10 protein-coding genes are annotated in these 12,323 nt (G+C 67.3%); 8 read left to right on the plus strand and 2 right to left on the minus strand.

Features of this window, described 5'->3' with window-relative positions:
* Positions 1-1,005, plus strand: a complete 1,005-nt coding sequence (locus tag DM373_RS15855; RefSeq protein ID WP_110994480.1) for a magnesium chelatase ATPase subunit I — start codon at positions 1-3, stop codon at positions 1,003-1,005.
* A 53-nt stretch (positions 1,006-1,058) separates the two neighbouring features.
* Positions 1,059-1,673: a vWA domain-containing protein gene (locus DM373_RS15860; protein WP_244215080.1), complete on the plus strand. Its 615-nt coding sequence runs from the start codon at positions 1,059-1,061 to the stop codon at positions 1,671-1,673.
* A 106-nt stretch (positions 1,674-1,779) separates the two neighbouring features.
* Here the strand turns inward: DM373_RS15860 and DM373_RS15865 are convergent, their stop codons facing one another.
* Complete coding sequence (locus tag DM373_RS15865; RefSeq protein ID WP_110994481.1) at positions 1,780-2,046, minus strand: hypothetical protein; 267 nt, start codon at positions 2,044-2,046, stop codon at positions 1,780-1,782.
* 333 nt (positions 2,047-2,379) lie between these two features.
* Between DM373_RS15865 and DM373_RS15870 the strand changes: the two genes are divergently transcribed.
* The 6 genes from DM373_RS15870 to qhpG all read left to right on the plus strand — a co-directional run bounded on the left by DM373_RS15870 (position 2,380) and on the right by qhpG (position 10,809).
* Positions 2,380-3,711, plus strand: coding sequence for a sigma-54 dependent transcriptional regulator (locus DM373_RS15870; RefSeq protein WP_110994482.1), 1,332 nt, complete (start codon positions 2,380-2,382; stop codon positions 3,709-3,711).
* Between the two features lie 95 nt (positions 3,712-3,806).
* Entirely contained in the window at positions 3,807-4,955 is a 1,149-nt protein-coding gene (gene yiaY / locus DM373_RS15875; RefSeq protein ID WP_110994483.1) for an L-threonine dehydrogenase, read from the plus strand.
* A gap of 251 nt (positions 4,956-5,206) precedes the next feature.
* Complete coding sequence (locus tag DM373_RS15880) at positions 5,207-7,120, plus strand: sigma-54-dependent Fis family transcriptional regulator (RefSeq protein ID WP_110994484.1); 1,914 nt, start codon at positions 5,207-5,209, stop codon at positions 7,118-7,120.
* Between the two features lie 3 nt (positions 7,121-7,123).
* Complete coding sequence (locus tag DM373_RS15885) at positions 7,124-8,851, plus strand: ABC transporter ATP-binding protein (protein ID WP_110994485.1); 1,728 nt, start codon at positions 7,124-7,126, stop codon at positions 8,849-8,851.
* Entirely contained in the window at positions 8,841-9,518 is a 678-nt protein-coding gene (gene qhpE, locus DM373_RS15890) for a subtilisin-like serine protease QhpE (protein ID WP_110994486.1), read from the plus strand. Before DM373_RS15885 ends, qhpE begins: the two co-directional genes overlap by 11 nt.
* On the plus strand, positions 9,511-10,809 hold the full coding sequence (gene qhpG, locus DM373_RS15895; protein WP_110994487.1) for a flavin-dependent monooxygenase QhpG: 1,299 nt from the start codon (positions 9,511-9,513) through the stop codon (positions 10,807-10,809). The genes qhpE and qhpG overlap by 8 nt, the downstream gene beginning before the upstream one ends.
* A 121-nt stretch (positions 10,810-10,930) precedes the next feature.
* Here qhpG and DM373_RS15900 read toward each other — a convergent pair whose 3' ends face one another.
* Positions 10,931-12,244, minus strand: coding sequence for an alginate export family protein (locus DM373_RS15900; protein WP_110994488.1), 1,314 nt, complete (start codon positions 12,242-12,244; stop codon positions 10,931-10,933).
* Positions 12,245-12,323: the final 79 nt, after the last annotated feature.

The raw sequence follows: 12,323 nt of genomic DNA on the forward strand, positions 1-12,323 counted from the left end.
ATGAACGAACCTGTGCAATTCCCCCTGGCCGCCGTGGTGGGCGCCGACGAACTGAAGCTGGCCCTGTGCCTGACCGCCATCGACCCGAAGATCGGTGGTGTGCTGATCGAAGGCCCGCGCGGCATGGCCAAGAGCACCCTGGCTCGAGGCCTGGCCGACCTGCTGGGCGATGGGCCGTTCGTCACCTTGCCGCTCGGCGCCACCGAAGAGCGGCTGGTCGGCACCCTTGACCTGGACGCGGCGCTGGGCCAGGGCCAGGCGCGTTTCGCCCCAGGCGTGCTGGCTCACGCCGATGGCGGCGTGCTGTATGTGGACGAGGTCAACCTGCTGCCCGACCCGTTGGTGGACTTGCTGCTGGATGTGGCCGCCAGCGGCACCAACCGCATCGAGCGCGATGGCATTTCCCATCGCCACGCCGCGCGCTTCGTGCTGATCGGAACCATGAACCCGGAGGAGGGCGAGCTGCGCCCGCAACTGCTCGACCGCTTTGGCCTGAACGTCGCCCTCGACGGCTTGCCGGCACCCGAGGCGCGCCAGCAGATCATTCGCCGGCGCCTGGCGTTCGACAGCGACCCTGAAGCCTTCTGCGCCCAGTGGGCCATTGCCCAGACGGCGTTGCGCGAGCGTTGCCGGGCCGCGCGCGAGCGCCTGGCGGCGATCGCCCTGGACGACCAGGCGCTGGCCTGGATTACCGAACGCTGTTTCGCCGCCGGGGTCGATGGTCTGCGCGCCGACCTGGTCTGGCTGCGCGCCGCCCGCGCCCATGCGGCCTGGCGTGGCCACACTGCCATCGAAGAGCAGGATGTGGATGCCGTCGCCGAATTTGCCCTGCGTCACCGTCGTCGGCAGGACTCTGCGCAGGCACAGGCCACCCCGCCCGGTGCCGCCGAGCAGTCGCAGGCACCGGGCCAGGCCCAGGGGCAGGGTGATTGGGGCGCCTTGGGGCCTCAGCCGGTGGCCAGCGGTGCTCGGCGCGAGGTACCGAACTGGGCAAAAAAGCCCTGAGCATCCGCCGCCGCGACGCCCAGGCGGCAGATGCCAGACCCCGCGTCGGCCAGTTGAACGGTGCTTCCCGTGGCCGCGCCCGGGCAGCCGAAGATGGCCGCATCGCCTGGTTGCCAACCCTGCTAAAAGGCCGCCCCCGCCAGCGACGCGACCTGTGCTGGCAGCAGCGCCAGGCCCAGGCGCCGGAACTGTGGCTGGTGATCGTCGATGCCTCGGCCTCCACCCGTCGGCACCAGGCGCTGGCCCAGGCCAAGGGCCTGCTGGCCGGGGTGTTCGACCAGGCCTACCGGCAGCGTGCGCGGTTGGCGCTGTTGACCGCCAGTGGCAGCAAACCGCAGTGGCAACGCCACGGGCTCAAGGCTTCGCAGGCGCTCCAGCCCTGGCTGCAGCAGCTGGGCGCCGGCGGTGGCACACCGCTGTTTGCGGCTCTGGAAGAGGCACGGCACTGGTTGCTGGCGCGGGGCAAACGGCTGCCCCACGAGGTGCAGCGTTGCCTGTTGCTGACCGATGGTCGGCTGCAGGGGTGGCAAGCAGCGCAACCGCTGCCGTGCAGTACATTGCTGGTGGACATGGAATTGGCTGCGGTACGTGTGGGCCGCGCACGGCAACTTGCCGAACAACTTAATGCCGATTATCGGCATATCGAGCAGTTCGATACCGTCAATTGAGTGGAATAACTGCGACGGGATGTCGCATGAACGAAAGTTGTAGCGAGGGGAACTTCAAAGTTGCACCTGTGCGTGCAGGACACGCACAGGAATCGCCGCAGTTTGCTTATTCAGGCATCGACCAGGGTTGCAGGTCATAGCCTTTCTGGCACAGTTCGGCACGCACTTCCTCGATCAGGCTGGCCCACTGCGCAGGGTCCGAATAGACCCGCGAAGAGACTTGCTTGGCGCCGATGCGGGCGCTGGTCCGGTCGATCACTGCCAGGCTCAGTTCGCCGGTACCGTTGGGTGCATCCCAGGCGACGCACTGGAAGGGTTCGAAGGCGTGGTCGGCAATCAGCAGTGCTTCGTTGACACGGAGCGGGGCGTTCATGGGTTCGGTCTCTCTATGGTCCCAAACAGCGAAAAGTGTTTCCGCGGTGTTATTCCGGTACAGGTTACAGCGCGGTGTTAATCGTACTGATGCTCCAGATCAGGGGATGAGTCACACAATCGAAGAAATTTTTTATCTGGACGCATTGCAAGGTATTTCTGCGTGCCGTCTGTGACGTCAATAAAATACGAAAATTCCCGAGCGGCTCAAACACGGCCGAATCGGGCTGACCAACGGTAGTGGGGGCTGTCAAGTTCATTGCTACTGTTACTTTTGGCGTCGCAACTTACTGTTTATAGATAAAAAACCCTATTCCGGCGCCAAGGAATGGTCATGCTCGAGCCTGCCGCCCAACGTCGCTTGCTGATCGTCGACCCCTGCGACGATTGTCATCGATTGTTGCCGGGCCTGCGCGGCGTCGGCTGGGATGTGCGCAGTTGCAGCCTGGACGTCGCCCTGGAGCACCCCTGCGATGTCGGCCTGCTGCGCCTGCAGGCCTCGCACCTGCGTCACCCCGACGCGGTCAAGGACATGATCAAGCGCAGCAATACCGAATGGATCGCCGTGCTCAGCGCCGAGGAACTGCGCATGCAGAATGTCGGCGATTTCGTCTGCGAATGGTTCTTCGACTTCCACACCTTGCCGTTCGACGTGTCGCGGGTGCAGGTCACCCTTGGCCGGGCCTTCGGCATGGCGCGCCTGCGGGGCCGCGGCGCGGTGCGCGACGGTGAGGTCGAGCCCGAGCACGAACTGCTGGGCGAGAGCCGGCCGATCCGCGAACTGCGCAAACTGCTCGGCAAACTTGCACCCACCGAATCACCGGTGCTGATCCGTGGCGAGAGCGGTACCGGCAAGGAACTGGTGGCACGCACCCTGCACCGCCTGTCGCAGCGCCATGACCAGCCGTTCGTCGCCATCAACTGCGGGGCGATTCCCGAACACCTTATCCAGTCCGAGCTGTTCGGCCACGAGAAGGGCGCATTCACCGGCGCCCACCAGCGCAAGGTGGGGCGCATCGAGGCGGCCAATGGCGGCACCCTTTTCCTCGACGAGATCGGCGACCTGCCGTTGGAGCTGCAGGCCAACCTGCTGCGTTTTCTGCAGGAGCGGCACATCGAACGGGTGGGCAGCACGCAGCCGATCGCCGTGGATGTGCGGGTACTGGCGGCGACCCACGTCGATCTGGAAAAGGCCATCGCCCTCGGCCGTTTCCGCGAAGACCTGTATTACCGGCTCAACGTGCTGCAGGTGGTGACCGCACCGCTGCGCGACCGGCATGGCGACCTGTCGATGCTGGCCAGCCATTTCGCCCGTTTCTACAGCCTGGAGACCGGCCGTCGGCCGCGCTCCTTCAGCGACAGCGCGCTGGCGGCCATGGGCCGCCACGACTGGCCGGGCAACGTGCGTGAGCTGGCCAATCGTGTGCGCCGTGGCCTGGTGCTGGCCGAAGGGCGGCAGATCGAAGCCCCGGACCTGGGCCTGCATGACCAGGTGGAACAGGAAGCGCTGCTGGGCACGCTGGAAGACTACAAGCACCGCGCCGAGCGCCAGGCTCTGTGCGATGTACTCAATCGGCACAGCGACAACCTCAGCATCGCGGCCAAGGTGCTGGGGATCTCCCGGCCGACCTTCTATCGGCTGCTGCACAAGCATCAGATCCGCTGAGGCCGGTTCCCGCACCCCCGTTGCCCTGGATCAACACCCGGGCACTGCTTCAGGCGGATGCTCAAGCCCTACCGACAGCTTGAGAGGACCCGGCCATGAGCAGCACCTTCTTCATCCCCGCCGTGAACATCATGGGCATCGACTGCCTGGACGAAGCCATGGCCGCCATCGCCGGCTACGGCCTGCGCAAGGCGTTGATCGTGACCGACCAGGGCCTGGCCCGCGCAGGCGTGGCCGAACGCATCGCCGGAATGCTGGCCATGCGCGATATCGATTCGGTGGTGTTCGATGGCGCCAAGCCCAACCCGAGCATCGCCAATGTCGAGGCCGGCCTGGCCGTGCTGCAGCGCGAGCGTTGCGACTGCGTGGTCTCGCTCGGTGGTGGTTCGCCCCATGACTGCGCCAAGGGCATTGCGCTGTGCGCCACCAACGGCGGACATATCAGCGACTACGAAGGGGTGGACCGCTCGAGCAAGCCGCAACTGCCGCTGATCGCCATCAACACCACCGCCGGCACCGCCAGCGAAATGACCCGCTTCTGCATCATCACCGACGAGGCGCGCCACGTGAAAATGGCCATCGTCGACCGCAACGTCACGCCTATCCTGTCGGTCAACGACCCGGCGCTGATGGTCGGCATGCCCAAGTCGCTGACCGCCGCCACTGGCATGGACGCGCTGACCCACGCCATCGAAGCCTATGTGTCGACTGCTGCCACGCCGATCACCGACGCCTGCGCGCTCAAGGCCATCAGCCTGATCAGCGACAACCTGCGCCAGGCGGTGGCCGACGGCAGCGACCTGCAGGCCCGGGAGAACATGGCTTACGCCCAGTTCCTTGCCGGCATGGCCTTCAACAACGCCTCCCTGGGGTATGTGCATGCCATGGCGCACCAGTTGGGCGGTTACTACGACTTGCCCCACGGTGTGTGCAATGCCGTGCTGCTGCCCCATGTGCAACGCTTCAATGCCAAGACCAGCGCCGCGCGCCTGCGCGACGTGGCCAAGGCCATGGGCGTGAAAGTCTGCGGGCTGGAGGCGGAGCAGGGGGCCGGCGCGGCGATCTCTGCCATCGAGCACCTGGCGGTAGCGATCGGCATCCCGGCCGGGCTCGCCGAGTTGGGGGCGAAGGTTGAGGATGTGCCGGTGTTGGCGGCCAATGCGCTGAAGGATGCCTGTGGGTTGACCAATCCGCGGGTGGCCAGCCAGGCGGAGATCGAGGCGATCTTCAAGGCGGCGTTTTAGGCGCGGGGGATTGAGTGAGGGCTTGCAGGTACTTGCCGGTATTTTTGCAGCGCCTATGAGATCGAGCGCTGCAAAGCTATCGCCCTACACCTGGCGGCCCCCATGCAATCCCACTTGAGAGCGCCGCAAACCTTACGCCCTACACCCCTTTTTGCCTGCCCCCCTGATGACGGCCGAAGAATTCTGACGCACACTGCCGAAAATTCCGATGCCCGATGCCCCGCCTTGCCGGGGCACAGCTGGAGCACGCAATGGCGCGACAATCACTCACAACAAACGCCCATGACCCACTGCAGCAATCCCGCCTGGTCCGCCTGAAGCTGGCCAACGAGGGCGAACTGCCCTCGGGGATGCTGCGCGACGAAATCGACGCCTCCTGGCGGCGCAGCCTGAGCCATGGCCTGGACTGCCTGCAGGGCGAGCAGGTAGGCCTGGGCATTCGCCACGGCCTGGACCTGCGCGCGCTGCTCGAGCACAACCGGCTGCTGATCGACGCAGTTACCCCCGAGCTGGACTACCTGGTGCGCCGCCAGGGCCAGAGCGGCATCGTCATTCTCGGCGACGCCCAGGCCAACGTGCTGGCCATCGAAGGCCAGAAACACGCGCTCGAACGCGAAGGCCTGCGCGACCTGCACCCTGGCAGTTGCTGGAGCGAAGCGCTACGCGGCACCAATGCCATCGGCACGGCCGTGGTCGAAGGCCAGCCCACCCTGATCAACTGCGGCGAGCACTACCTCGACCGCCTCAGCCCGTTTTCCTGCACCTCGGTGCCGCTGCGTGACCCGCGCGGCGAGGTGATCGGCGTGCTCGACGTGACCCGCGAAGGGGTCATGGCCCAGCCCCAGGACAGCCTCACCGCGCTGATGCTCGCCGCCGGCAACATCGAGAGCCGCCTGTTCGGGCTGTGTCACCCCGAGCACCTGGTGCTGGCTTTTCACAGCCGCCCGCAATACCTGGCCAGTGCCTGGCAGGGGCTGCTGGCCCTGAGCCTGGACGGCGAAGTACTGGCGGCCAACGACAACGCCTGCCAATTGCTCCAGCTGAGCCGGCAAGCGCTGCTCGGCAGGCGCTGCAGCGACTTGCTCGGCGAACGCTCGCCAGCCTTCATCGCCCGCCTGTGGCAAGGCGGTGTCAGCAGCGTGCAAACCGCCAAGGGGGATTTCTTCTTCCGCGCCGTGCAGCTACCGCGCCACGCCAAGCTCAACGGCGCCACGGCGAACGCCAAGCCCGCAGAACCGGCCAGGGCCCAGGCCCTGGAAGCGCTGGCCGGCGGTGATGCGCGCCTGGCCCGTGGCCTGCGCATGGCCCGCCAAGGCCTGGCCAATGGCTTGCCGGTGCTGTTGCTGGGCGAAACCGGCACCGGCAAGGAAGTCATCGCTCGGGCTCTGCACCAGGCCAGCCCGCGTGGCGACAAGCCGTTCATCGCGGTCAACTGTGCGGCGATCCCCGAAGGGCTGATCGAGTCCGAGCTGTTCGGTTACCGCGAAGGCGCCTTCACGGGTTCGCGCCGTGGCGGCATGGTCGGGCGACTGATGCAGGCCCACGGCGGCACGCTGTTCCTCGACGAGATCGGCGACATGCCGCTGGCCCTGCAGGCGCGTCTTTTGCGCGTGCTGCAGGAACGCCGGGTGGCGCCGTTGGGCGCGGGTGACGAGCAGGAAATCGACGTGGCGTTGATCTGCGCCACCCACCGCGACCTCAAGCGCCTGGTCAGCGAGCAGCTATTCCGCGAAGACCTGTACTACCGAGTCAACGGTGTGTCCCTGCGTTTGCCGGCGCTGCGTGAGCGCGACGACCTGGCCAGCATCATCGAAACCCTGCTGGGCAAGTTCGGCGCCCGTGGCGTGAGCCTCGACCCGGCGCTGGCCGGCCTGCTCGAAGGCTTCGACTGGCCAGGCAACATCCGCCAGCTGGAAATGGTGCTGCGCACCGCCCTGGCCATGCGCGAGGACGGCGAGCAGGTGCTGACCCTCGACCACCTCACCGACTGCCTGCTCGACGAGTTGGCCAGCGGCACGACGCCCTCCGGCAGCCTGCGCGACAACGAACTGGAACTGATCCGCGGCGCCCTGGCACGCCACCAGGGCAATGTCTCGGCGGCGGCCGAGGCGCTGGGCATCAGCCGCGCCACCCTGTACCGCAAACTCAAACAGTTGCGCGGCTGAACCATGGGCGGACTGTTCTCACGCTTGATCGAATCGAGTGACCCGGTGCTGATGCGCCAGGCCCTGGCCTGGCTGTACGGTTTCGTGCGCCCGCAGCGGCGTGCCATCGGCGTATTGCTGGGGTTGTCGCTGGGCGCTTCGTTGCTGGCCCTGGCGCAACCCTGGCTGGTCAAGACCCTGATCGACGAGGGCCTGCTGGCCAAGGATTACCAGACCCTCTGGCACATGGCCGCGATCATGATCGGCGCCGGCCTGCTCGGCACCGTGCTGGCGGGGGTGAACCGCTACCTGCACACGCGGCTGTCCGGGCGCATCCTGTTCGCCCTGCGCGATGACCTGTACCGGCATCTGCAGCAGCTGTCGCCGACCTTCTACGGGCGGCGGCGCACCGGCGATATCCTTTCGCGGCTGGACGGTGACGTCGCCGAGATCCAGCGCTTTGCCGTGGACTCGCTGTTCTCGGCAGTGTCGGCGGTGATCGGCCTGGTCGGCGCGCTGGCCCTGATGTTGCTGTTGTCCTGGCAACTGTCGTTGCTGCTGGCGCTGCTCATCCCGCTGGAAGTGCTGTGGCTGCGCTGGATGCGGCGCAAGGTGGAGCGCGAGGTGCGCAGCCTGCGCGAGCGCTCGGCGGACGTGTCGTCGTTCCTGGTCGAAACACTGCCGGCGATGAAGTTCATCCAGGCCGCCGGCCAGCAGCGCCGCGAGGCCGAGCGCCTGGAAGGCCTGGGGCAGGGCTACATGAGCCAGCTGCTGAAGGTGCAGCTCACCGAATTCTTCACCCAGGCGGTGCCCGGCACCCTGACCTCGTGGTGCCGCGCCTGCGCCTTCCTGGTCGGCGGCTGGTGGGTGATCCAAGGCACCTGGCAGCTCGGCGCACTGATCGCGTTTTCCACTTACCTGGGCATGGCGGTCGGGCCCGTGCAGAGCCTGCTGGGGCTGTACGTGGCGGTGCAGCGCATGGCCGTGAGCCTGGGGCGGGTGATGGAGCTCAAGCGCGAGCCTGTCGCGGTCCAGCCAGCCGAAGCGCCGCAGCCCATCGCCGACGGACCCGGCGAATTGCGCCTGGAGGCGTTGCATTTTGCCCACGATGAGCGCCAGGGCGGCGTGCTGCGCGGCGTCGACGCCAGCCTGCCTGGCGGGCTCAAGGTTGCCATCAGCGGCGCCTCGGGCGTCGGCAAATCGACCCTGATCGACCTGCTGCAGCGGTTCTACGATCCCGATGCCGGGCGCATCCTGCTCGATGGCATCGACCTGCGCCAACTCGATTTGCAGGCCTTGCGCCGGCGCATCGCGGTGGTCAGCCAGGACATCGTGCTGTTCCGTGGCACCCTGGCGCAGAACCTCGCCTACAGCACGCCCGAAGCGACCCGTGAACAGCTCGAAACCGTGGTGCGCCTGACCCGCCTGGACACTCTGGTCGGCAGCTTGCCGCTGGGCCTGGACGGCATGCTCGGCGAGCGTGGCCAGCAGCTGTCCGGTGGCCAGAAGCAACGCATCGCCATCGCCCGGGCGCTGCTGCAGCAACCGGCGATCCTGGTGCTCGATGAGGCCACCTCGGCGGTGGACGAAGCCACCGAGCGCGAGGTGATCGCCGCCATCGACCAGCTGTTCGCCGGGCGCACGCGCATTCTGATCAGCCACCGCGCCTCGACCTTGGCCGATGCCGATGTGCACCTGCACTTGAGCGACGGCCTGCTGCGCATCAGGGAGCCGGCCGGGCATGACCAGTGAACTGCGCGTTGGCCTGATCGACAGCGGCTGCTCGCCCGGGCAAGACGCCCTGCTGCTCGACGCCCGGCGCTTCTGGCTGGCGGACGGCGTGTTGCAGGAAGGCGAAGCGCTGCCCGATGCCCTTGGCCATGGCAGCGCCGTGCTCGAGCGTATTCGCGGTGAGGCCGGTGCCATGCCGCTGCTGCTGGCCCAGGTGTTCGACCGTCAGTGGAGCACCAGCGCCCTGCAAGTGGCTGCCGCGCTGCTGTGGCTGGTGGAGCAGGGTGCCGGCGTGATCAACCTGAGCCTGGGCCTGCACCAGGACCGCCCGGTGCTGCGCCAGGCCTGTGCCGAAGCCCAGGCCGCCGGTGTGCTGTTGTGTGCCGCAAGCCCGGCGCGGGGCGAACCGGTGTATCCGGCAAGCTACCCGGGGGTGATTCGGGTAACGGGCGATGCCCGCTGCGCGCCGGGTGAATGGTCATGGCTGGGCACCGCCCAGGCCGATTTCGGCGCGCATGTCGGCACCACCGGCGGGGCGGGTGCCAGCCTTGCCTGTGGCGCGTTCAGCGGTCGGGTCGCTGCCGTATTGCGCAAGCGGCCCGAGCTGGAACACCTGGCGTTGGTCCACTGGCTCAAGCACCACGCGGCGTTCATAGGCCCGGAGCGCAAGGGCCAGGCCGATGGCTGACGCGCGCATTGTGGTACTCGGTGCGGGCCCTGCCGGCGCCGCCACGGCGCTGGGGCTGCGGCGCCTGGGTTATGCCGTGACCGTGGTCAGCGACTGGCGCCGCTTTGCCGCCATCGAAGGGGTTTCCCAGCGCGTGCTCGACGGGTTGCGGCATGCCGGGCTGGGCGCAGCACTCGCGCAGGCCACCACCCCCGCTGAGCGGCAGGTGCACTGGAATGCTGAACAACTGCGCCTGAACCAGGAGTGCTTGCTCGACCGCCAGCGTTTCGACCGTGCGTTGCGTGACGACCTGCGCCGGGCCGGGGTCGAGCTGATCGAAGGCCGGGTGCGCGAGGTGCTGCGCGATGGCGGCCACCGGGTGCGCCTGGACGATGGCCAGGTCGTGCATGGCGACTTTCTGGTCGAGGCCCGTGGCCGCCAGGCGCCGCTGGCCGAGGGGCGTCTGCGCGGGCCGGAGACCGTCAGCCTGCTGAACCTCTGGCAGGGCACGCCAGGGCCAGCGGCCTCGGCCGTGGAGAGCCTGGACGATGGCTGGGCGTGGATGGCGCGGCTGGCCGATGGCCGTTGCTACTGGCAAATCACGTTGGATGCAGGTACGGCCAGCCTGCCGGGCAAGGCGCAGCTGGCGGCGTATTGCGCCGAACGCCGACGTGGTTCGGCGCAGGTGCGGGCGATCTTCGATCAACAGGCCTTCGCCCCCGCGCAGGTGCATGCCCGTAGCAGCACGGCGATCCTGGCCGGCAGCTGCGCAGGCGACGATTGGCTGCGGGTGGGGGATGCGGCGATGGCGGTGGACCCGCTGTCGGGCAATGGGATTTTCCAATCGTTGTCGTCGGCGTTGCAGGCGCCGGTGGTGATCAACACCTTGTTGCAGCGCCCTGAGTGCGCCGCTCTGGCGCAACGTTTTCATCAGGAACGTATCGAGCAGCTGTTCCTGCGCTTTGCCCGCATTGGCCGGGACTTTTATGCCCAGGAGCAGTCGCGGGCGACCGGCGCGTTCTGGGCTGCGCGCCGCACGTGGCCGGATGCGCAGCCGATCCATGCGCAGGCCGCCTGGAGCGCGGTGACGGTGGAGCGTCGGCCGGTGTTGCGCGATGGCTTCGTGGAGGAGGCCGAGGTGGTGGTGACGGCAGACCAGCCGTTGGGGGTGTGGCACCTGCAAGGGGTTGAGCTGGCGCCTGTGGTTCGTGGAGTAAGGGCTGGGCTGTCGCTGCAGGCGTTGTTGCGCGATCGGTCTGCACAGCAGCAGATGATGGTGCGGCGGTGGCTGTTGGAACAGGGGTGTTCTTGAGACTGTGGGGCCGCTACGCGGCCCTTTCGCGGCACAAGGCCGCTCCTACAGGGGACCGCGAGCACCTGTAGGAGCGGCCTTGTGCCGCGAAAGGGCTGCAGCGCAGCCCCAGGATCTGCAATCAGAAGAAGGTCCCGACCACCAGCTGCAGATAGGTCCCGGTATCCCGGCTGCCCAGTTGCACCCCGCCGTTGTCGGCATTGCGCTCAGGTTTGTAGAACCCCACCAACGGGCTGATCAGCCAGTGCTCGTTGACCATCCATTCCAGATACAGGTCCAACTCGCGCCCACCGAGATTGCCCTTGTCGGTGCTCAGCGGGTCAAAGTCGAAATACAGCGCGCCCACGGTCAGGCCCTCACTGGGCTTGGCCTTGAGCGCCACATGATGGACTTGGCTGTTGCTGTTGAACGGCCCGGCATAGTTGGCCGCCACTTCGCCCTGGAACCAGGTGCCATAGCCGCGGCTCAGGCCATAGTACAGCGGGTCGAAGTGTTCCGAGAAACGGCTGTAGCGGTAGGTGGCAGTGGGTGACCAGGGCAGGCCGGAGAAGGTCCAGTTGCCCTCCAGGTACCACGCATCCTCACGCCCGCCGGTGCGGTCCTGGGTGACATATTCCGCTGCCAGCTCCAGGTCCTTCACCCCCAGGTTGCCGCGCCCGCGCAGGCTCACCGTGTCCATGCCGTCACGGTGCTCCAGGCCCAGAATCTCGGCGTAGCGACGGTCCACGTCCAGGCCGTGGATCCAGCTCAGGCCGACGGTGCCGGCGTCGGCCACATGCTCAAGGTTGGCCACGGCCATGGCGCTGTCGGCCTGGAAGTGGTTGTCGGACTTGAGCCACATCAGGTCGCCGCGCCAGCCCTGCTTGCCGCCCAGGCGCAGCACGGCGGTGCGGTCGAAGGCCTTGCGCGCGGCCAGGTAATAGGCGCCGCCCCGGTCGAAGTTGGCGCCCAGGTCGACGTTGCCGGCGTTGACCGGGTCGCCCTGGATCAGGAAACCATCGCCCAGGGTGACCAGCTGGCGGCCGCCGGAGATATCGATGCCGTCTTCGCCCAGCGCCGGGAACAGGCTGCCGGAGCGCCAGCCCAGGTACAGGTCTTCGACGGCGGTGCGGCGTTCGTCGCCTTGGGTGAAACCGGCGGCGTCGCCATCGCCCCAGGTGGCGGAACTGAGCAGGCTGAACGCGCCGTAGAGCGCGCCGCTGTCGGCGATGGCCTGGCTGGCGCTGAGGCCGTACTTGACGTAGCCCTCGCGCCAGTTGCTGCTGCCGGGCTGGCGGTTGCCGAACTGGTTGAAGCTCTCGTCGCTGTGGAAGATGCCGAACAGGGCTTCGAGGTTGGCGTTCAGGGTGCTGCCGTTGTGGTTGTACAGCTCGTAGGCTTGGCTGGCGGGTGCGCTCAACAGCAGGGCCAATGTGCAGGCGAGTGTGTGCCTCATGGTGTGCTCCATGTTTTTGTTGTTTTTGAGGTGGCATGTGCCGGCCCTATCGCGGGTCAAGCCCGCTCCCACGAGTTAA

Source organism: Pseudomonas sichuanensis, assembly GCF_003231305.1.
Classification (GTDB): domain Bacteria; phylum Pseudomonadota; class Gammaproteobacteria; order Pseudomonadales; family Pseudomonadaceae; genus Aquipseudomonas; species Aquipseudomonas sichuanensis.